This is a genomic window from Ancylothrix sp. D3o (assembly GCF_025370775.1).
Lineage (GTDB): Bacteria > Cyanobacteriota > Cyanobacteriia > Cyanobacteriales > Oscillatoriaceae > Ancylothrix.
The window spans coordinates 120803-141029 of the sequence record NZ_JAMXEX010000002.1 but is presented as its reverse complement, the minus strand read 5'-3'; the positions used below and the strand labels follow the sequence as shown (position 1 = coordinate 141029).

Below are 20227 nucleotides of genomic sequence, written 5' to 3'. Positions count from 1 at the left end.
CGGTCTGGATACTTCCCGCCAATTCCCCAATTTTCTCGTAAAAGTGCGGAGGCTGCCTTCTTAACTTTAGCTTGCTTTGTTTTATTAATCTCTACTCTTGTTGTTACTTTGCTTATTAATCCAATCTCTGAAAAGTCTTCTTACAATTCATTAGAAAGTTTTTTCTCTCCTTCCCCTACCCGCAAACAAGCCCTAACTCAGCCTAACTTTTTTTGGCTCAATTCTGAAAATTGCTATTAATATTTTTTGTATCCTCCCTTGCTCTTAACCTCCGAGAAACAACTAAAAATCTCCAAATAAGCCGGAATTTTGGGAGATAAATTCAAGGAGAATAGAGCGGTAGACGTCGGATAAAGGCCATACACCACCGGCCTTTTCAGAAAATGCTTCACCTTTTTCTATTTCTTGGGTGGTTATTAATCCCATATCCCAGCCTTCATTTAACTGTAATTCGTCTAATCCTCGGTTCAAAGGTGCGTAAAAAATATGCCGAGCCACTTTGCCATCAGAATAACATCGAAATTCTCTTAACTCTGCCGGTGTATAACCAATTTCTTCTAACAATTCCCGTTTAACCCCCTCTGCGGGTACTTCTCCCGGTTCAAGATGACCACCAAAAAAACTCCACTTCCCCGGATGTACAATGGTGGGGATATTATCTCGTAATTGCATAAGAAACTGGCCGTTTTTATTATACAAAATTGCTAGGGCCACATGAATGAGTCCTTCACTCATAAATCCTCATTAATGTTCGGTTATTTTTAACTATTTTTTTTCAACTGGCAGGCGTTTCACTTGTTCCAATTCATCTATGTAAACCTCTCCTAAATCTTGACCGGCCAGAGGAATACTTTTATATTGCACTTCTCCTTTGAGCAAAATTTCATCACCTTTGTTTGGTAAACTTTGCGTTGTAAATACCCAAATACTGCCGGTTTCATCGCGGACTTGATAGGCGCCGGTGCCGAGAAAAGGGGCTTGATTTTCCACCCGACCTTTGAGATAAATCGTAGAATAATTGCTGCGGTTTTGGCGAATATCGGCGATGTTTGTCACCGGCATATTTTGGGCAAAACTACCACATCCCAAGATTGCCCCTAACAATATAGATATCCCCCCAAAACGCAAGGCTGGTTTTTTATTTAAATTCATTAAACTGAACTGGTTTTCAACTGTAAAAGTGAGAAAATCAGAGGGGATGAATTTAAACTTGACATTGCCTTTGTTTATTTCCATCGGTGAATATCTCTTTGATTGTGTAGTTTTATTTGGATGATTAACAAGGCGGAAGGTGACATGGTTGGGTTGCGGTTTTTTTGCTTAGTTTCGCTTTACTGTTTGGCTATTATACAACATTAAGCGAAAATTGGTTAAAAAGGTTTAAAAAATATCGCTAAAAGCAAACAAATCAAGGCCGGTGAGAGTTTTTTTTGGATCTGTAGGGTTGTGGAGGTGGGAGGCTTTTTTGGCAACCGGGGAGGAAGCGATGGCTGAGGGTGGTACAAGGATGAGTAGAAAAGTGCGCTTAGGAGGCGATTTTCTGAGAAACTAATAAAGCGCGAAACCGAACATGAAAATGCGATTTAAACCTCAATGGATGCAAAAACTGCTGTTTTATTAGATGGTAAAGCTGTCGCCGAAAAAATCCACACCGAACTGCAACAGCGTATCCAAACCCTACAAACTCAAGGAAAACGCCCGCCCGGACTGGCTGTGCTGATGGTAGGAGACAACCCAGCCAGTGCGGCCTATGTTCGCAATAAAGAGCGAGCCTGCGCTAAAGTGGGGATTGCTTCGTTAGGCAAAAATTTTCCGGGATCGGCCACACAAGCAGAACTGGAAGCGGCGATCTGTGAGTTAAACGAAGATGAACGAGTGGATGCAATATTGGTACAGTTGCCTTTGCCAAATCATTTGGATGCGGTGGCGGCTTTAAATAAAATAGACCCCAATAAAGATGGTGATGGGCTACATCCGCTTAATATGGGCCGGTTGTTGCGTTCGGAAGTTGGCTTGAGAAGTTGTACGCCGGCCGGTGTGATGCGTGTTTTAGAAGAGTATCAAATTGATGTCAAGGGAAAGCAGGCGGTAGTAATTGGAAGAAGTATTTTAGTTGGCAAACCAATGGCTTTGATGCTGTTGGAAGCAAATGCGACGGTGACTATTGCTCATTCTCGCACTCAAGATTTAGCGGCGCTTACTCGCAGTGCTGATATTCTGGTGGCAGCTATAGGCCGGCCTCTAGCTATAACGGCTGAGATGGTGAAACCGGGTGCTGTGGTGATTGATGTGGGCATTAATAGTATCGTTGATGATACCACCGGCAAAAATCGCTTGGTTGGAGATGTGGATTTTGAGCAGGTAAAGCAAGTGGCTGGATATATTACGCCGGTGCCTGGTGGAATTGGCCCGATGACGGTGGCGATACTGTTACAGAATACGGTAGATAGTTACTGCAAAAAAATGGCCTAGGCGTTAGTTTGGATAAACTTTGGGTTGGCTGTGCGGAGTTTGGGTCTTCCAATGTGACCGATACCCCGTAGAATTGGTTAGGAATTAAACGCAAGAGGGATAGAGGGATGGTGTCAGCACATACTGATTCTGTAAAAAAAGAAGCCAAAGCTGGGTTTGAGTTGTCTGTTTATCTGGCTGAACGACAGCCGCTGGTAGAAGCAGCGCTCGACCGCTCTATCCCTGTTATTTATCCTGAAAAAATTTATGAGTCGATGCGCTACTCGCTGTTGGCGGGGGGTAAGCGTTTACGTCCGATTTTGTGTTTGGCGAGTTGTGAGTTGGCCGGTGGAACAGTGGAAATGGCTTTGCCAACGGCTTGTGCTTTAGAGATGATTCACACCATGTCGCTGATCCATGATGATTTGCCGGCAATGGATAATGATGATTATCGTCGGGGTAAGTTGACAAATCATAAGGTGTACGGGGAAGATATTGCGATTTTGGCCGGCGATGGTTTGCTTGCTTATTCGTTTGAGCACGTTGCGGCTGAAACTAAAGGGGTGCCGGCGGATCGAGTTTTACGAGTGATTGCTTTGCTGGGTCGTGCGGTTGGGGCTGCTGGTTTGGTTGGCGGTCAGGTGGTTGATTTGGACTCGGAAGGCAAGTCGGATATTTCGATAGAAACGCTTAGTTATATTCATACCCATAAAACCGGGGCTTTGTTAGAGGCTTGTGTGGTTTCTGGGGGGATTTTGGCCGGTGCGTCTTCTGAGGAATTACAAAAAATGTCTCGCTATGCTCAGAATATTGGTTTGGCGTTTCAAATTATTGATGACATTCTCGATATTACTGCGACTGCTGAACAGTTGGGCAAGACAGCAGGCAAAGATTTACAAGCCCAAAAGGCAACTTATCCGAGTATTTGGGGTTTAGAAGAATCATCGCGTCAAGCGCGGCAGTTGGTGGAGTCGGCAAAGGCTGAATTAGCGTGTTTTGGTGAGAAGGCTCAACCTCTACAAGCTCTTGCAGATTTTATTACGAATCGCAAGCATTGATAGCTATTGAATTTTTATTGCCGCATCCAACATCGCGGCGGACATTGTTTTGGGAAAAAGCTGTTTAATTTTTGATGATTTATTCTTATGCAGGATTTCGGAAATATCCTAAACAACCATGTGTTAATGGTTGCTCTTTTTTCTTGTGTGCTGGCTCAAGTTTTAAAGGTTTTCGTTGAGCTTGCAAAACATGGCAAGGTGAATTTACGTTCTTTGGTGACAACCGGTGGGATGCCTAGTGCTCATTCGGCTTTTGTCACTTCTCTGGCAACTGGTGTGGGGCAAACTCTTGGCTGGGAAACGGCGGAGTTTGCTATTGCGGCGATTTTTGCAATTATTGTGATGTATGATGCGGCTGGGGTTCGTCAGGCGGCTGGGAAACAAGCACGGGTTTTGAATCAAATTATTGATGAGTTTTTTCAAGAACACCCGGAGTTTAATGAAAACCGGCTTAAGGAGTTGCTTGGGCATACTCCTTTTCAGGTGATTGTGGGTTTGGTTTTGGGGGTTGCTATTTCTTGGATTGCTGGGCCGGCTTATTGAGTTTATAGTGCTTTTTAGATTCTAAAAACCCGGCTTCTTCAAGAAACCGGGTTTTTCTGTACGAGAGTTATATAACAAAGGCTATAAATGCTTTTGTTGTTTTGTTTAGGCAACCGGCGCTAAGGATGCGAGGGCGTCGGGAATGCCGGCGCTGGGGGCTTGAAATTCGCCGGTGATAACGAATTCTAGGCGCAGTTTTAACCAAGTGATAAATTGCGGGTTGGTGGAAATGACTGCGGCTGCCGGTTGCGGGCATTTGCCTTTAATTTCGGCCATTTCTGGGGCTTCTAAAAAGGCCGGTTGTTTAACTAGCCAAAAGTCTATTTGTTTTTCTTGTTCTTGATAGTGTCTTTTACGTTCTTTTAATACTTCCTCGAAGGGTTCTTCTTGAAGTAAAAATTTTTGAGAGGCCAAAACGTAGTAGTATGTTTGCATTTTTTTGTCCTTTGTCATTTGTCAATAGTCATTTGTGAATTAATGACCAATAGTTATTGACCATTGATTGCTTGTTTCATTTCTCGGACGGCTCGCTCTAGTCCAACTAAGACGGCCCGACTTATTATTGTATGACCAATGTTGAGTTCTTCCATGCCTTCGATGTTGGCTACTGGCTGAACGTTCCAATAAGTCAATCCGTGTCCGGCGTTGACTCGTAAACCGGCTGCTTTTGCTTGTTTTGCACCGTCGGCTAATATGGCGAGTTCTTTTTTTTGTTGTTCTTCGCCTTTGGCTTCGGCATAGGTGCCGGTGTGTAGTTCAATAAATTGGGCTTTTACCTTGACAGATGCTTCGATTTGTGCTATGTCTGCGTCGATAAATAAACTGACGGGGATGCCGGCGCCTTGCAATGTGTCTACTACGGCGGTCATGCGGTCGAGGTTGCCTTTGATGTCTAGTCCGCCTTCGGTGGTGACTTCTTCGCGGCGTTCGGGAACGAGGGTAACGTAGTCGGGTTTGATGTTGAGGGCAATTTTCACCATTTCGTCGGTGGCTGCCATTTCCAAGTTGAGATGGGTGCGGACGGTTTGACGAAGTATCTGCACGTCTCTGTCTTGGATGTGGCGCCGGTCTTCTCGCAAGTGTACGGTTATGCCGTCGGCGCCGGCCAGTTCGCATAGTACGGCTGCGGCTACGGGATCGGGTTCAACGGTGCGTCTTGCTTGACGAATGGTGGCAACGTGGTCAATGTTGACGCCTAGTGTCGGCAATGAATTTTTCTCCTAGTGTGAGAAGGTTCCGCCGTTTATTTTACCTGATTGTTTGATTTGTTTAAAGTGGGGTTTTTGTTCTTGTTTGGCCGGCTTACGCTCTCTGGCGAGTTGTCTAATTTGACAATTTAGGCAATTTTTTCAAAGGTCAACTCTTGAGGCAGCCGCGATAAGTTTTAACTAGGCTCTATCTTGATGTTTTCCTAATAGGTGGAGAAAAATTTGAGGAGGTTTTAAGTTTTGCTCGCTAAAGATTTTTAGTAACTTTTTTTGAGTCGGCGGTGCACGCATCACACACCGGCCCGGCTGTTGAAAATTTAAAACTTTTCTTAATTTTTTTTCTAAAAACACCTCTCCCCCTGCCAGACTGGGAAGGGGGAAACCAGTTCGCGCTCGGCCACGCTAGGCGAACGAATTGAGAGGAATTTAAGCCACCGGCCCGTTTTAAAAATCAAGTCCCTGCATTTTGTTTTGCATAGTCTAGGTTAATTTGATACTCTTTGATTTTTTGCTGAGCTTCTTTATATTTGGGATGATTGGCGGGTACTTTTTTCATGGCATCAATGGCTGCTTGCCATTGTTGGCCTAAAGCTTCCCATTCTTGGGGGGTTTGCGGTCTAGCAAAGCCTAGGTTGCCAGCAGTTTCGGCTTTTTTGACGGCATCGCGCCAGGGATCTGTGGCGGTTGCGGGTTTGGGGGTGTTGGCTGCCGGTTTGGGGGTGTTGGCTGCCGGTGTAGCAGGTTTGGTGGCTGCTGCCGGTGTAGCAGGTTTGGTGGCTGGTGCCGGTGTGGCCGGTTTAGGGGCTGCTGCCGGTGTAGCGTTGGCTGGGGCTGCTTGTTTAGCCGAGGAGGGTGCCGGTGGTGGTGGAGTTTCGGCTGTTTCGGCAAAGGGGCCAAGTTTGAGAGCAAAGGCGGCACCGACACCGAGGAGAGCGAGGGCTAAAAGTCCTAACAACAGCAACAAAAGTTTGGGAGGTTGACGCTTGGCTTTTGCCGGTTGTGGTTCTTCTTCTTCTTCTTCTTCTTCCTGTCCATCCCCATCTTCATAGCCTTCTTGGGGAAGTTCGTCGTATTGCGGGTCATCATACCTGGGTTGGTTGCCCATCATATCCTCCGAGTCGGAATAGTCGTCTAGGGAGGGATCATCCATAATCGGCGGAAAATCGCTTTGGTCAATTAAGGCAGATTCTAGGCCAAATTCGTCACTCCAGGCGGGTGAGTCTGAGCCGGTTTGGTAGCTGTCAATTCTGACTGTATGGATAACCGGACTTTCCAGCTTGTTCATGCCTTGCTGGATAAATTCTACGATTTGTTTATGTGGTGCAACTTGAGTCGAGTGCAAAAGAACGTGCAAAAAACCGCCTTGTTGTTCGGCTGTGGCGGTGATGCCCTTGGGTTGAAGAGTACGGTTTAGCAGCGCGGCAATCGCATTTGGATCGCCCTGCTTGGCAAGTTCGAGAGGGTTTGTTGGCATGGCTACAACAACGAGAGCGCTGGGTGAGGTGTATTCTAACAAAAGAATAGTATGTTATTCGTTTATTTCAATCTCTGAATTTCTAGGGCGACTGATTTGGCGTTTGCTGTAATAGTAGCTTAAACCAGGGCGTGCAACTGTCATGGCACGACGGACTTTTTTCTGACGGGGTGGAGGATGCGGTGATCTCGTTGAGTTGGGCGATGTGAGCGGTGTTTGTGGGAGGGAAAACAGTTTTTTAGGTTAAAAAACTTTGTTTGGATGGTTGAGCGTCGAGAAATCTTGACTATTTTGTTAATGACAAGAGATGAGAAACTGACGCGCCGGTGTGGTGTTGGGCCGGGGGTAGGCAGCGTTGGCAATGATTTATGCTGCGGATGGTTGCCTAAAATGTAGTAGAGTTTGGGGCAATATAACAGAAAGCGCTGTTAAAATCCTTATATTCCGCCTGTTGTTATTTGCCAGACATGACCGAAACTATTTTAAGTGTTCGTAACCTACAAGTTGAATTCCAAACCGACTGGAAACAAATCACAGCCGTTGATGGCATTTCTTTTGAAATTAAACGCGGTCAAACGTTGGGCATTGTAGGAGAGTCGGGATCTGGCAAGTCTGTGACTTCTCTTGCTGTTATGGGTTTGGTTCCTAACCCGCCTGGAAAAATTGTCGGTGGGGAAATTTGGTTTAGGGGCTCTACCCCAGGATCTTCCTCGATGCCGGCGGTGAATTTGTTGGACTTACCGGCCCAAAAAATTCAGCAGTACCGAGGCGGACAAATGGCGATGATTTTTCAAGAGCCGATGAGTTCGCTTAATCCTGTTTATACGGTTGGTTTTCAACTTACTGAAGCAATTTGTCGGCATCAAAATGTTTCGCAGATCCAAGCTAAACGACAAGCAATGGCTTTGCTGCAAGAGGTAAAACTTTTGCCTAGTGATGAAGAACTGCAACAGCGTTTTCTGGAAACTCATAAATCTTGGCGCAATGAGCGGCAAATTTTGCAGAGTATTAATGAGCAAAAGGAAGCGATTCTTAATCGTTACCCTCATCAATTATCTGGGGGTCAAATTCAACGGGTGATGATTGCTATGGCAATTTCTTGTAACCCGTCTTTATTAATTGCTGATGAACCAACGACGGCTTTAGATGTTACGGTGCAAGCAACAATTTTAAGTTTGCTGAGAGATTTACGCGACCGCCGGGAAATGACGATGATGTTTATTACCCACGATTTGGGGGTGATTGCAGAAATTGCTGATTGGGTTGCTGTGATGTATCAAGGCAAAATTGTTGAATATAATTCGGTTTGGGAAATTTTTTCTAATCCGCAACATCCCTATACTAAAGGTTTATTATCTTGCCGGCCTCAATTAAATCGCCGTTTGCGTTATTTACCGACGGTTTCTGATTATATGGAAACTGTGAAAAATGAGGCTGGACAAATGGAGATTTTAGAAAAAAGTATTGCTTCCCAATCGCAAAATTCTCCGACGGCGGTTGTGGCTTCCCAACCTCAACTGGATCTTGATGGTAGTTTGATGGCGGGAATGGGTGAGGTTTCTGGGCCGGTGGCGGATATTGTGGGTGAGGGTGGTTCTTCGTTGCCGGTGAGTGAGGGTACGAATAAACTTTCTGTGCATTCAAATACCCTTTCTGCGGAAGTGAGCGAAGCAGAAATGGCAGAACGTTTACAACAACTTCAGAAACAACAACCTCTGCTGAAAGTAGACGAGCTAAAAGTAGGTTTTCCGGTGCGGGGTATGTTTGGGGAAACTAAACGTTATTCGATGGCTGTAAATGGGGTTTCTTTTGAAGTTTATCCGGGTGAAACTTTGGGGTTGGTTGGGGAATCTGGATGCGGCAAAACAACTTTGGCTCGGACGATGATTCGCTTGATTGAACCGATGAGTGGGGGGATTTATTTTGAGGGAGAAAATATTACAAAAATTGTCGGAGAAAAACTCCGCCGGCTGCGTCGGGAAATGCAAATTATTTTTCAAGATCCTTATGGTTCTCTTAATCCCCGGATGACGATTGGGGAGGCGATTATGGAGCCTCTAAAAATTCATTCGGTGGGAAAAAATTCCCAGGCGCAACGTGAAAGGGCTGCTTATTTGTTGGAACGGGTGGGGCTAAATGCGGACTGGATGCGGAGACTTCCCCATGAGTTTTCTGGGGGTCAACGTCAGCGGGTTTGTATTGCTCGTGCTTTGGCTTTAAATCCAAAGTTTATTATTTGTGATGAGTCGGTTTCTGCTCTGGATGTTTCGGTGCAGGCTCAGGTTTTAAATTTGTTGAAGGAGTTGCAAGGTGAGTTTGGTTTGACTTATATTTTTATTTCCCATGATTTGAGTGTGGTTAAGTTTATGAGTGACCGCATTATTGTTATGAATAAGGGGAAAATTGAGGAGATAGATAGTTCGGAGCGACTTTATCGGGAGCCAAAGAAGGATTATACTCGCCAGTTGATTGCTTCTATTCCTACGGGGAGTTTGGAGCGAATTAAGGATCAGCAGGGGGCTAGGGGGCAGTTGGTTTGATGGGGGGTTTTTGGTTAAGGCAGAGGTTGTAGGGGTGTCGGGAAATTTCTGGGTTTTTTTATTTTTGGGTTTGGGTTTTTAGGGAGAGGAGGGCAATCAAAGCAAAATGGGGTAGGGCTAACATTCTTCGCCATCTCCAGGGTTCTTGATAGAGGCGATATAGCCATTCTAGGTGTAGTTTTTGCATCCAGTAGGGGGCTCGATTTTTGATGCCGGCCCAAATGTCGAAGCTTCCGCCTATTCCTATCCATATTGCGTTTGGGCAATGGTGCCGGTTTTGGGTGATCCAAAGTTCTTGGCGGGGTACTCCTAAGCCGACTAATATTATTTTGGGTTCGATGGTTTTTAGGGTTTGGCAAAGTTGTTTTTGTTGGTCGGGGTTAATGTAGCCGTCGGTGATTCCTGCTATTTTTAAATTGGGGGTTTTTTGATGCCAATATTGGGCGGCTGTTTGGGCGATTCCGGGGGCTCCTCCATAAAAATATACCGGGCATTTTTCTCCGAGTTGCTCTGCTTGTTTGAGGAGGGCTTCGGCTAGTTCTATGCCGGGGCATCGCTGTACTTTTTGTTTGTACATTTGAAGGTAGATAACTACTCCGGCACCGTCGGGAATGACGAGTTCTGCTTGGTTGATTGCTGCTGCTAGGTCTGGGTTTTCTTTTGCTTGCATTGTCATTTCCGCGTTGAGGGTGACGACGTGGCTGCCTTTGCCTTGTTGCAAGCGTTGTATTAACCAGGTTGGGTAGTCTTGTAATAGGTGTACTGGTTGCCCTAATACTTTGAATTTTTTGGCTGCCTCTAATTGCATATCTTGTCTCACACGCTTTTGGTTTTTGGTTTTTGGTTTTTGAGGATGCCCCGGCTGTGTTTTGGGCTTTCCCAATTTATTATCGTTGTTTTGGGTTCTTCTGCAATGGTCTATTTGAGCCGTATTTTTACTGCCTCTCTGGCGGAAATTTTTTTTGGGCCGGTTGTCTTGACATGAGGCCGGTCTTAATATAATCTTAATCTTTACTATTTCTTTGTCAGTTGTATAAAAGTAAGCATAAAAAAGTTTGAGTTTTGTCTAAGGTTTAAAAAAGGGCTAAATCCTCTGATGATTGGCTTTGTTTTGCCGCTCATAAGTTTAAGTTTTTTGCTGGCGGTTAGCAAACGCTCTCAAGCATTGAGGCTTGAGTTTGCTAAAAGTGTAAAAGCTGCTTTCTTGTCTTTGTTAAAAATAACCGGAAGTTTTTGGTAAAAAAGATGCCTATTTCTGCTGTTCAATTTCAAGCTCGTTTGGAAGATTATTATCGCCAAATAGAGGCGACGATTATTAAACGCCAAAATCCGATTACGGGTTTGTTGCCGGCTTCTACGGCGGTTAATGCTCATGGGGATTATACGGATGCTTGGGTGCGAGATAATGTGTACAGTATTTTGGCGGTTTGGGGTTTGGCGTTGGCGTATCGCAAAATTGATGATTGTACGGGGCGGACGTTTGAACTTGAACATAGTGTTATTAAGTTGATGCGTGGTGTGCTGTTTTGTATGATGCGTCAATCGGATAAAGTTGAGCGGTTTAAAGATACGCAGTCTTTGTTAGATTGTTTGCACGCTAAATACAATACGGCGAGTGGTGATGTGGTGGTGGGGGACGATGAGTGGGGGCATTTACAGTTAGATGCTACTTCGCTTTATGTGCTGATGTTGGCACAGATGACGGCTTCTGGTTTGCATATTGTTTATAGTTTGGATGAGGTTAATTTTATTCAAAATTTGGTTTATTATATTGGCCGTGCTTACCGCACTCCTGATTATGGGATTTGGGAGAGGGGGAATAAAACTAATAAGGGAAATGCGGAGTTGAATGCGAGTTCAATTGGCATGGCTAAGGCGGCTCTGGAGGCGATTAATGGGGTTAATTTGTTTGGGGTGCGGGGGTCGCAGGCTTCGGTGATTCATGTGTTACCAGACGAAATTGCCCGCGCTCGAATGACGTTAGAATCTTTGTTGCCAAGGGAGTCTCTTTCTAAGGAGATTGATGCGGCTTTGTTGAGTGTGATTGGTTTTCCGGCTTTTGCGGTGGAAAATGCCGATGTGGTGGAACGGACGCGGGGAGAAATTGTTAGTAAGTTGTTGGGAAATTATGGGTGTAAGCGGTTTTTGCGAGATGGTCATCAAACAATTTTAGAAGATCCTCATCGCTTGCATTATGAGCCTTGGGAGTTGAGACAGTTTGAGCATATTGAGTGTGAGTGGCCGTTGTTTTTGACTTATTTGCTTTTAGATGGGTTGTTTCGCCGTGATGGTAAGCAGGTTGAGGAGTATAAAAGCCGTTTGCAGTCTTTGGTGGTTGAGCGTGATGGGTTTGGTTTGCTGCCAGAGTTGTATTATGTGCCAGGGGAAAATATAGAGGCAGAAAAGTTAAATCCTCAAAGTCAAAAACGGTTGCCGAATGAAAATATCCCTTTGGTTTGGGCGCAGAGTTTGTATTTTTTGGGTCAGATGATTGATGAGGGGTTAATTGATATTGGGGATGTTGATCCTTTGGGCCGGCATTTGTGTGTGGGTCGTCACCGACAGCCGGTTGTTCAAGTTGCATTGCTGGCAGAAAATGAGGCTTTGCAAGACCAATTGGCGGCCTATGGAATTGAAACTCAGACTCCGACAGAAGTTGAACCGATTCAAGTGAGACAAGCTTGGGAACTTTCGGCGGCTTATTGGTATATTGGGCGAAATGATAAGTTGGGTTTAACGGGCCGGCCGGTGCGCCGGTTGCGGAGTTTGACGACTTCTCGGATGTTTAATATTCGGGGAGAAAGAATGGTGTTTTTGCCGGCTGTTTTGGATTTGGAGCAGTTTTATTTAACGCTTGATTACCATTTCTTGGTGTCACAAATTAAGTATGAAATTGCTTATATTTATCAGCATTGGTGTCAGTTGGGCCGGCCTACGATGACGCTTTTAATTACGGAGGCAATGTTAAAATCGGGGTTTGATGCGTTGTTGGAATTGATGCAAGAGTTGAAGGGTGGAAATTGTGGGACAGTGCCGGTGAAGTTGGGCCGGTTGAATCAATTGTTGCTAACTTCGGGTAGTGAGAGAATTGATTTTCTGCATGAGTTTGAGTTTTCCAGTGAGCCGGTGAAAGATCCTTTACCAAGCTGCTATTATTTAGCCTATAATCCTGAGAAAACTAAACCGTTGAACTCTTCGCAAGAATTTAGTCTGGAATTTCAAAAAAATCTGACTTGGTTGCTAAAAAGTCTCCGAAATTCCGACAATATTTATGAGCAAATCGAGTTATTAAATTCGCTAGTGCGGTTAAAAAGTTTAAACTTTGATACCGGCCTGGGAGGGCCAAATGAACCTGTGACGGTGGCTGATTTATTGGATGAAGTTTATGCAAAAGCTGCCGGCAGTTCTCAGTCGAAAAATGAACCCGGAAAACTGAAAATTGAATGGGCAATTGTACGCCACGCGGCGGGGTTGTTAAATAAAGTTGATATTGGTTTATCGGATGCTGTCACGGATATTTTAGTGCGGCAAAAACAAATTGCAGTTGGCAAAGCTTACAGCGAAGCTTCCTTAATTACTCGTCCCAAGTCTTACCCGGAACTTATGGAAAAAATTTCCCAATTTTGCCGTGAGGATATCCGGGAACGGGTGTTAACTCAGGAAATTTTGATTTATTTGGGATTACTGATTAAATCAGAACCGGCATTATTTAATGGGTTGCTGACTTTGCGAGTAGGATATTTAATTTTGTTGCTTACCAGTGAACTTGCTAAAGAGTTAGGGGTGACTCAAGATGAGGCTTATGAGCAATTAATGCGTTTAAGTCCGTTTGAAATTAAAACGCGACTGCGGCAAGTATTGGTGGGATATGAAGGGGTAAACCAACTTTTAAAGCAACAAGAATCTTTGCATATTAACCAAAAAGAGCAGGAGATTGATTGGGTTGTTGCACCGCTGGATAACCCGGTATTCGTGACCGGCAATTGGCACCGGCAACGACAATTAGACGGGGTACGGGGACGAGTTCCTGAAGACTTTTTTGAGTCGGTTTGGCAGTTAATGAAACATTGTAAAGGGTTGGTTGTGGGGGATAAATTAGAACGCCGCAATCGTTTAGAAAGCGAGGAAATGCTCTCAGAAATGACGCAAAATGAAAAGAATTTTGCCCTGAAAGTTGAGCATTTGTTGAATAAAATTGAGGCGCCGGAGTACCGGCAGGTTAATATTGAGGCGTTGATGGAACTTTCAGCGATAGCGGTTCGCAACCCTAATTTGCAGGTTGAAGATTATCTGGTTTTGGATGTGATTATTGGTCATGCGGTGCGTTTGGCGTGGTTAGAAAATCATCCAGAACGAGCGAGTTTTTATGATGAAGATAAGGCTTTAGCTTGGCCTGCTTTTTATGATACTTCGCCTTATGTTTGTGCGAGTTTTGTTGTTAAGGCTTTCCGCTTCTTAACTCAGTTGGGGTGAAAAAAACCTTAGTAACTCAAGTATTAGGATAGGGTTGTAGGGGGTGGACTGTTTCTGTTTAACAAGTGCTGAATAACGACCATTAAAATAGCAATTACTACCATTAAAGGCGGAATAATTGCTAAATTTACTACACCGGCAGCCCATCCTAAAAGTGTTGGAATTCCAGATGCTCCTAAGCTTGCGGCACTTGTTAAAAAGCTGATGGCTGCTGGTACTAAATTAGAGTTTACACGCTGGGGCATTAGCCAAATTGTTAGGGGAAAAATTGCCCCTCCTCCTAATCCAATAAAAAGTAAACTCCACAATTGAAAAGGAAATAACCACCAAACAACCAAGCTACTCAGTAATAAAGCTAAGGAAGCGTTGAGGGTGGGAATTGCGCCCAGCCGCCGGACAGCCGAACCCATGCCTAGGCGTCCGAGAGTCATGCCGGCCCAATAAGCGCTGATGCTGTAGCCGGCCAAGACTGCGGGTATCCCCCGGCTGATATTTTCGACGCTGTAGGCCCAATTGTTTACAGAGGCTTCTAAGCCGACGGTCACAAATGATAATATAGCGACTAAAATTACTGTTTTTGATGTGAGAGCTATTTGTACATGGCGCAAAGCATTGGCGCTAGACTCTCTCACAAGTCGGCTCATGGGTGGATAATGTGAGGTTGCCCACAGCATCGCCAGGACAAGTAAGCCGGTCAAGGCCACAAATACTAAATAAACTGTCCGCCAATTGCCGGTTTCTGAGAGTATGGTTGTGGCAATAACTGGCCCTAAAACCGCCCCAATGCCATAGAAGGCGTGCAAAAAGCCGGTGATGCTGGCGTTGGTTTGGTCGCTGGCAACGTAAGTATTGACACCGGCATCAATTAAGCCAATTCCTAAACCTAACAATGTGCCGGTGAGAACCATAACTAACCAGGACGAAGTTATGGCATATATAAATAAAGAACTCGTTAAGCTGATAGCACCAAGTAAGAGAGTTTTGGCAAGACCAAATTTGCTGACGAGTAGGCTGCTACCCAAAGCTGCGGCTATATACCCTGACATCTGGGAAAGAAAAAGTAGGGATACTGTTGCAGGATTAAGCTGATAAGTGTTTTGAATTGATGGCAGAACCACCCCTAATCCTGATTCCGCCAGCGCAATTGCTATAAAAGCGTAAAAAGAAAGTGCATTACCTATCCAAATTGAAGCCATTTTTTTAACTCAGTTTGGGGGAAATATTTCATACGCTATCCGGTTTAAAAAAAGTTATGCCAGAACGTCTCTACATCTGCGTCCATCTGCTATAGGATGCGGTTAAAAAAAAGGTTGGGTTTCTCAAATTAACCCAACCTCCTCTTTTATCTAAGTGCTAATTCAGGCACTTTTTCAACAATCGGTACAACTTTTGCATTGCCGGTTTCATCGACATCTACCAACACAGAATCACCGTCTTTAATATGGCCGGCTAAAATAGCTTCTGCGAGCACATCTTCTAACAATCGCATGATAGCGCGACGCAGCGGACGGGCACCATAAGCAGGGTCAAAACCTTCTTGAATTAAACGCTCTTTGAATCGTTCTGTTACTTGAGGTGTAATTCCCTGTTCGGTGAGGCGGCTAAAGACTTCTCGAAGCATGATTTCTGAGATATCTTTTACTTCGTCTTTTGTCAGCGGACGGAAGACGATAGTTTCATCAAGCCGGTTTAAAAATTCTGGTCGGAAAACGCGCTTAAGTTCGTCATTGACGAGGGTACAAATTCGCTGATATTGTGCTTCGGCTTGGTTGTCGGTCAGGTCAAATCCGAAGCTATTTCCGCCTTTAGAAATGACTTGTGATCCGATGTTGGATGTGAGGATAATTAGGGTATTTTTGAAGCTAACCGTGCGGCCTTTTGCGTCCGTTAACCGGCCATCTTCAAGCAGTTGCAAAAGCATATTGAAAACGTCGGGATGTGCTTTTTCGATTTCATCAAATAGCACGACAGTGTATGGCCGACGGCGCACGGCTTCTGTTAGTTGTCCGCCTTCATCAAAACCAACATATCCGGGGGGAGAACCGATGAGTTTTGAGACAGTATGGCGTTCCATGTATTCGGACATATCTAATCGAATCATGGCTTTTTCTGAGCCGAAGAAATAAGCAGCGAGGGCTTTTGTGAGTTCGGTTTTGCCGACGCCGGTGGGCCCAGAAAAGAGGAAGCTTGCTATCGGGCGGTTGGGATTTTTTAAACCTACTCTAGCGCGACGAATGGCACGAGAAACGGCTTTGACTGCTTCTTCTTGTCCGATTAATCGCTGGTGCAAGGTTTCTTCGATATGCAGCAGCATTTCTGATTCGGTTTCGGTGAGTTTGCTAACTGGTACTCCTGTCCAACTTGCTACAATTTCGGCAATGTCATCTGAGGTAACGGTTGCATCAATTGTTTGCGGTTTGTTTTGGGAAGCGGTGGAAATTTTGCCCTGAATTTCTAATTCTTTGTCTCGCAATTTACCGGCTTTTTCAAAGTCTTGATCGCGCACGGCTGCTTCTTTTTCTTTTACGACTTTTGGCAGTTCTTGTTTGAGCGCTCTTAGCTCTGGAGATTGTTTTGTGTGGCTGAAGCGCACGCGAGATCCGGCTTCATCAATGAGGTCTATTGCTTTGTCTGGTAAGTACCTGTCACTGATGTATCTATCTGAAAGTTGCGCCGCCGAAACTAGGGCGTCATCGGAGATTTTTAGTTTGTGGTGTTGCTCGTAGGCTTTCCGCAAACCGTATAAAATTTCGATGGTTTCTTCTACACTTGGCTCGCCAACTTTTACGGGTTGAAAACGACGTTCAAGGGCTGCATCTCGCTCGATATGTTTGCGGTATTCATCGAGGGTTGTTGCCCCTAAACATTGGAATTGTCCTCTCGATAAGGCCGGTTTTAAGATGTTGGCTGCATCCATTCCGCCTTCGTTTGCACCGGCACCAATGAGGGTATGAATTTCATCGATAAAGAGGATAATATTGCCGGCGGTGCGAATTTCTTGCATGATATTTTTCATGCGTTCTTCAAATTCGCCACGAAACCGAGTCCCGGCCAATAATGCTCCCATATCGAGGGAAAAAACTTGTTTGTTTTCTAAAATATCGGGTACGTTTTTGTTGACAATTCGTTGGGCTAAACCTTCGGCAATAGCGGTTTTACCAACACCAGGTTCGCCAATTAATACGGGATTGTTTTTGGTACGCCGGCCTAATATTTGGACGATCCGCTCAATTTCTTTTTCGCGTCCAACTACGGGATCAAGCTTACCTTCTACCGCTAATTTTGTCAGGTTGGTGCTAAATTCTTCAAGGGTTAAAGTAATTGCATCCCGGCGGTTTGTTCCTGCTGGGCCGGCGGCTACTGCGGCAATTTCTCCTAATGCTTTAATTAATTGATTCCGCAGTTTATTGCTATCTACCCCCATATTATTTAGAACTTTTGCTGAGACTCCTTTAGCATCTTCTAATAAGGACAGCAAAATGTGTTCTGGAGCGATGAAATTATGACCAAATTCGCCAGATTTTTGCAAGGCTGTATCAAAAATTGCTTTGGCTCTCGGTGTCAAAGGAATTTCTGCCGGCACATAACTAGCCCCCCGGCCAATAATTTTTTCAACTTCAATGCGTGATTTTTTCAAGTTAACGCCTTGTTCGCCCAGCAGCTTTGCCGCTTTGCTTGTTCCTTCGCCAATAATTCCTAAGAGGACTTGTTCTGTCCCCACAAAATTTTGTTTGAGTCGGCGAGCTTCTTCTTGGGCGAGCAAAATAACTTTGATGGCTTGTTGGGTGAAGCGTTCAAACATGGATTATTCCTTAATAAGGGGGAGTGGAAATTGGAGACTGGTGACTAGATAAAATATGCAGAAAAAGGTTTTTTTTTATCACTAATCACTGATCGCCTGTTCCTTTAATTTATCTATCAACCGACACAAACGACAGTGAGGACACCCGTAAAATTGGGGAGTATAAGCCGTCTGGTATTTTCCCCCAATAAACGCTGGCTAGGCTTGACTTTACGCTCAAGACCGACTCTTCTGTGTCTGATGGTTTTGTTTTTTTATTATAGCTAAATTTTTCTGACCCTGTGTGATAAATTTTACACGCTATTTTCCTTGACAATCCTAGCATTTTAATCTATAATAGAGAGCGGAAGTTGGCAAAGAAAAAGTTAAATCATCAGCAATAGCCAATGACCATTGACTGTTGGAAAAAAATCATTAACAAATGACAAATTATGACTCTTACACAATCACCTATCAGAGAAGTAATTAACCGACAACGCCAATTTTTTGCCAGCGGCCAAACCAAAGAAATAGAGTTTCGGCTCAGCCAATTAAAACGGCTCAAACAAGCAATTTTAGACAGCAAAGAAGCCGTCATGGCGGCGGTGAAAGCAGACCTCAATAAACCTGATTTGGAAGCCTACGCAACCGAAATCGGTGTCGTTCGAGAAATCGACTATGCCATCAAAAACCTCAAAGATTGGGTAAAGCCGAAAAAAGTTCCTACTTCCCTTGATCAATTTCCCTCCTCGGCCTATATTTATCCCGAACCTTTGGGAGTTGTGTTAATAATTGGCCCCTGGAATTATCCTTTTCAATTAATGATTTCTCCCTTAGTTGGAGCAATAGCAGCCGGCAACTGTGCCGTATTAAAACCTTCAGAAATAGCTGCCAATACTTCACGGGTTGTCACGCAATTAATTCAAAAAACTTTTGAACCCGAATATATTGCCATTGTTGAAGGCGACGCCAAAACTGCCCAAGAACTTTTAGCAGAAAAATTCGACCATATTTTCTTCACCGGCGGCACAAAAATCGGCCAAATAGTTATGGAAGCCGCCGCCAAAAACCTCACCCCAGTCACCTTAGAATTAGGCGGAAAAAGCCCCTGCATTGTCGATGCCGAAATCAACCTTCAACACACCGCCAGACGCATTGTTTGGGGTAAATTCATCAATAGCGGTCAAACCTGCATTGCCCCAGATTATTTGTTAGTTGATCGCACCATTAAAAAAGACTTACTTGCAGAAATAACCAATTGCATCAGCGAATTTTATGGCGAAGATCCAGCCAAAAGCCCCGACTATGGAAGAATTATCAATGAGCGACAATTTGACCGGCTGGCTGGGTTTTTAAACAATGGAGAAATCGTAGCCGGTGGGCAAACAAACCGCGATGATCGCTATATTGCCCCGACAGTTTTAGATCAAGTTCCTTGGGATGCTGCGGTGATGGAAGACGAAATTTTTGGGCCGATCTTGCCGGTTTTGGAATACAGCAATTTAGATGAAGCTATCACCAAAATCAACGAACGACCCAAACCTTTAGCTTTGTATATTTTCAGCAAAAACGAAGCTAAACAAGATAAAGTTTTGCGAGAAACTTCATCCGGAGGAGTCTGCATAAATGACACCGTAATGCAGGTTGGCGTCTCGGAATTGCCCTTTGGTGGAGTAGGAAATAGTGGGATGGGAAGCTATCACGGCAAAGCAAGTTTTGATACGTTTTCTCATCAAAAAAGTGTCTTGAAAAAGTCATTTTTGATGGATTTAAAATGGCGTTATGCACCTTATGCCGGTAAGCTTGATTTGATTAAAAAAATCATCGGGTAGTTAGTCTAAAAATCCGGTTTCTGTTGTGGCGCAGGCGTCTCGCCTGCGACTTTTATAGGGGCTATTTTTAACCGCAGATGGCAGGCAAGATGCCTACCCCACAGATGAACGTGGATAGCCTGCGCCACTGGGATGTTAAAATCCAAATAACCCGCTATAGCGTTCTTCTGCCCAAGGTTCGCCGCGTTTATGATAACCGTTGCGTTCCCAAAAACCTAATCCCTCTTTGTCAAGGAATTCTAAACCATTAATCCATTTTGCACTTTTCCAAGCATACAAATGCGGCACAACTAAACGCAAGGGACCCCCATGATCAGCCGGCAAAGGTTGGTCATACAAAGTATGAGCAAAAAAGTTTTCTTCCCGCACAAAATCATCTAAAGCAATATTTGTGGTGTACCCCCCATAACAATGTTCCATAATATGCACCGCTTTGGGGTCTAATTCAATTAATTTCATAAAATCTGTAACTTTTACTCCCCGCCACTTCACATCAAGTTTAGACCAGCGAGTAACGCAGTGAAAATCAATCGTAAAATCATGTTGGGGAAGTGCGATAAAATCATCAAGAGTAAAAGTGGCCGGTTTCGCTAAACCCCACACTTTAAACCTCCATTCTTCGAGATTAATTTGCGGTGTATCCCCATAAGTCATAATTGGGAAACCATTAGTTAAACGCTGTCCGGGGGGGACGCGATCCATCTGTTCGCCTTCTGGCTTTTTAAAAAATTTACCCAGCATTATTAAATACCTTGTTGGACAGTTTCATAGTTTAGTATAACGCGGGAGGGCGGTTATTACAAATCGAAAACAGGTAAATTACGGCTGATTTTTATAGCGATTGACTAACATAAATGCTAAACTATT

16 protein-coding genes are annotated in these 20227 nt (G+C 44.4%); 7 read left to right on the top strand and 9 right to left on the bottom strand.

The window, feature by feature from the left end:
* Positions 1 to 282 precede the first annotated feature (282 nt).
* Positions 283 to 735, bottom strand: coding sequence for an NUDIX hydrolase (locus NG798_RS04815; protein WP_261220677.1), 453 nt, complete (start codon positions 733 to 735; stop codon positions 283 to 285).
* 30 nt (positions 736 to 765) lie between these two features.
* On the bottom strand, positions 766 to 1236 hold the full coding sequence (locus NG798_RS04810) for a hypothetical protein (RefSeq protein WP_261220676.1): 471 nt from the start codon (positions 1234 to 1236) through the stop codon (positions 766 to 768).
* Positions 1237 to 1593: 357 nt separating this feature from the next.
* Between NG798_RS04810 and folD the strand changes: the two genes are divergently transcribed.
* The 3 genes from folD to NG798_RS04795 all read left to right on the top strand — a co-directional run bounded on the left by folD (position 1594) and on the right by NG798_RS04795 (position 4052).
* Positions 1594 to 2472, top strand: coding sequence for a bifunctional methylenetetrahydrofolate dehydrogenase/methenyltetrahydrofolate cyclohydrolase FolD (folD, locus tag NG798_RS04805; protein WP_261220675.1), 879 nt, complete (start codon positions 1594 to 1596; stop codon positions 2470 to 2472).
* Positions 2473 to 2579: 107 nt separating this feature from the next.
* Complete coding sequence (gene crtE, locus NG798_RS04800; protein WP_261220674.1) at positions 2580 to 3509, top strand: geranylgeranyl diphosphate synthase CrtE; 930 nt, start codon at positions 2580 to 2582, stop codon at positions 3507 to 3509.
* Between the two features lie 87 nt (positions 3510 to 3596).
* Entirely contained in the window at positions 3597 to 4052 is a 456-nt protein-coding gene (locus tag NG798_RS04795) for a divergent PAP2 family protein (protein WP_261220673.1), read from the top strand.
* A gap of 105 nt (positions 4053 to 4157) precedes the next feature.
* Here the strand turns inward: NG798_RS04795 and NG798_RS04790 are convergent, their stop codons facing one another.
* The 3 genes from NG798_RS04790 to NG798_RS04780 all read right to left on the bottom strand — a co-directional run bounded on the left by NG798_RS04790 (position 4158) and on the right by NG798_RS04780 (position 6734).
* Positions 4158 to 4487, bottom strand: coding sequence for an MgPME-cyclase complex family protein (locus NG798_RS04790; protein ID WP_261220672.1), 330 nt, complete (start codon positions 4485 to 4487; stop codon positions 4158 to 4160).
* A gap of 53 nt (positions 4488 to 4540) precedes the next feature.
* On the bottom strand, positions 4541 to 5260 hold the full coding sequence (locus NG798_RS04785; RefSeq protein ID WP_261220671.1) for a pyridoxine 5'-phosphate synthase: 720 nt from the start codon (positions 5258 to 5260) through the stop codon (positions 4541 to 4543).
* A gap of 451 nt (positions 5261 to 5711) precedes the next feature.
* The gene (locus NG798_RS04780; RefSeq protein ID WP_261220670.1) at positions 5712 to 6734 is read right to left on the bottom strand and encodes a hypothetical protein; all 1023 of its coding nucleotides are present in this window, start codon (positions 6732 to 6734) and stop codon (positions 5712 to 5714) included.
* Between the two features lie 261 nt (positions 6735 to 6995).
* Between NG798_RS04780 and NG798_RS04775 the strand changes: the two genes are divergently transcribed.
* Together NG798_RS04775 and NG798_RS04770 are read left to right on the top strand one after the other, a co-directional pair.
* Positions 6996 to 7130, top strand: coding sequence for a hypothetical protein (locus tag NG798_RS04775; RefSeq protein ID WP_261220669.1), 135 nt, complete (start codon positions 6996 to 6998; stop codon positions 7128 to 7130).
* A 71-nt stretch (positions 7131 to 7201) separates the two neighbouring features.
* The gene (locus tag NG798_RS04770; RefSeq protein ID WP_261220668.1) at positions 7202 to 9274 is read left to right on the top strand and encodes an ABC transporter ATP-binding protein; all 2073 of its coding nucleotides are present in this window, start codon (positions 7202 to 7204) and stop codon (positions 9272 to 9274) included.
* A gap of 58 nt (positions 9275 to 9332) precedes the next feature.
* On the opposite strand, the gene NG798_RS04765 is transcribed toward NG798_RS04770, so the two are convergent.
* Positions 9333 to 10082, bottom strand: coding sequence for a WecB/TagA/CpsF family glycosyltransferase (locus NG798_RS04765; RefSeq protein WP_261220667.1), 750 nt, complete (start codon positions 10080 to 10082; stop codon positions 9333 to 9335).
* A gap of 437 nt (positions 10083 to 10519) precedes the next feature.
* Here NG798_RS04765 and NG798_RS04760 point away from each other — a divergent pair, with 437 nt between their 5' ends.
* Positions 10520 to 13747 (top strand): glycoside hydrolase family 15 protein, encoded by a 3228-nt coding sequence (locus tag NG798_RS04760; protein ID WP_261220666.1) that lies wholly within the window; start codon positions 10520 to 10522, stop codon positions 13745 to 13747.
* A 23-nt stretch (positions 13748 to 13770) separates the two neighbouring features.
* On the opposite strand, the gene NG798_RS04755 is transcribed toward NG798_RS04760, so the two are convergent.
* Together NG798_RS04755 and NG798_RS04750 are read right to left on the bottom strand one after the other, a co-directional pair.
* Positions 13771 to 14943 carry a sugar MFS transporter gene (locus NG798_RS04755; protein WP_261220665.1) on the bottom strand — a complete coding sequence of 391 codons (1173 nt, stop codon included), beginning with the start codon at positions 14941 to 14943 and terminating at the stop codon, positions 13771 to 13773.
* Between the two features lie 146 nt (positions 14944 to 15089).
* Positions 15090 to 17549: an ATP-dependent Clp protease ATP-binding subunit gene (locus NG798_RS04750; protein ID WP_261220664.1), complete on the bottom strand. Its 2460-nt coding sequence runs from the start codon at positions 17547 to 17549 to the stop codon at positions 15090 to 15092.
* Between the two features lie 431 nt (positions 17550 to 17980).
* Here NG798_RS04750 and NG798_RS04745 point away from each other — a divergent pair, with 431 nt between their 5' ends.
* Positions 17981 to 19360, top strand: coding sequence for an aldehyde dehydrogenase (locus tag NG798_RS04745; protein ID WP_261220663.1), 1380 nt, complete (start codon positions 17981 to 17983; stop codon positions 19358 to 19360).
* A gap of 135 nt (positions 19361 to 19495) precedes the next feature.
* Here NG798_RS04745 and NG798_RS04740 read toward each other — a convergent pair whose 3' ends face one another.
* Positions 19496 to 20101 carry a sulfite oxidase-like oxidoreductase gene (locus tag NG798_RS04740; protein ID WP_261220662.1) on the bottom strand — a complete coding sequence of 202 codons (606 nt, stop codon included), beginning with the start codon at positions 20099 to 20101 and terminating at the stop codon, positions 19496 to 19498.
* Positions 20102 to 20227 lie beyond the last annotated feature (126 nt).

Excerpts from the sequence above, each read along its gene's own strand:
- NG798_RS04810 (WP_261220676.1), bottom strand. The coding sequence starts at position 1,236 with ATGGAAATAAACAAAGGCAATGTCAAGTTTAAATTCATCCCCTCTGAT.
- crtE (WP_261220674.1), top strand. The coding sequence starts at position 2,580 with ATGGTGTCAGCACATACTGATTCTGTAAAAAAAGAAGCCAAAGCTGGG.
- NG798_RS04740 (WP_261220662.1), bottom strand. The coding sequence starts at position 20,101 with ATGCTGGGTAAATTTTTTAAAAAGCCAGAAGGCGAACAGATGGATCGC.
- NG798_RS04795 (WP_261220673.1), top strand. The coding sequence starts at position 3,597 with ATGCAGGATTTCGGAAATATCCTAAACAACCATGTGTTAATGGTTGCT.
- NG798_RS04790 (WP_261220672.1), bottom strand. The coding sequence starts at position 4,487 with ATGCAAACATACTACTACGTTTTGGCCTCTCAAAAATTTTTACTTCAA.
- folD (WP_261220675.1), top strand. The coding sequence starts at position 1,594 with ATGGATGCAAAAACTGCTGTTTTATTAGATGGTAAAGCTGTCGCCGAA.
- NG798_RS04775 (WP_261220669.1), top strand. The coding sequence starts at position 6,996 with ATGGTTGAGCGTCGAGAAATCTTGACTATTTTGTTAATGACAAGAGAT.
- NG798_RS04765 (WP_261220667.1), bottom strand. The coding sequence starts at position 10,082 with ATGCAATTAGAGGCAGCCAAAAAATTCAAAGTATTAGGGCAACCAGTA.
- NG798_RS04755 (WP_261220665.1), bottom strand. The coding sequence starts at position 14,943 with ATGGCTTCAATTTGGATAGGTAATGCACTTTCTTTTTACGCTTTTATA.
- NG798_RS04815 (WP_261220677.1), bottom strand. The coding sequence starts at position 735 with ATGAGTGAAGGACTCATTCATGTGGCCCTAGCAATTTTGTATAATAAA.
- NG798_RS04750 (WP_261220664.1), bottom strand. The coding sequence starts at position 17,549 with ATGTTTGAACGCTTCACCCAACAAGCCATCAAAGTTATTTTGCTCGCC.
- NG798_RS04780 (WP_261220670.1), bottom strand. The coding sequence starts at position 6,734 with ATGCCAACAAACCCTCTCGAACTTGCCAAGCAGGGCGATCCAAATGCG.
- NG798_RS04745 (WP_261220663.1), top strand. The coding sequence starts at position 17,981 with ATGACTCTTACACAATCACCTATCAGAGAAGTAATTAACCGACAACGC.
- NG798_RS04760 (WP_261220666.1), top strand. The coding sequence starts at position 10,520 with ATGCCTATTTCTGCTGTTCAATTTCAAGCTCGTTTGGAAGATTATTAT.
- NG798_RS04770 (WP_261220668.1), top strand. The coding sequence starts at position 7,202 with ATGACCGAAACTATTTTAAGTGTTCGTAACCTACAAGTTGAATTCCAA.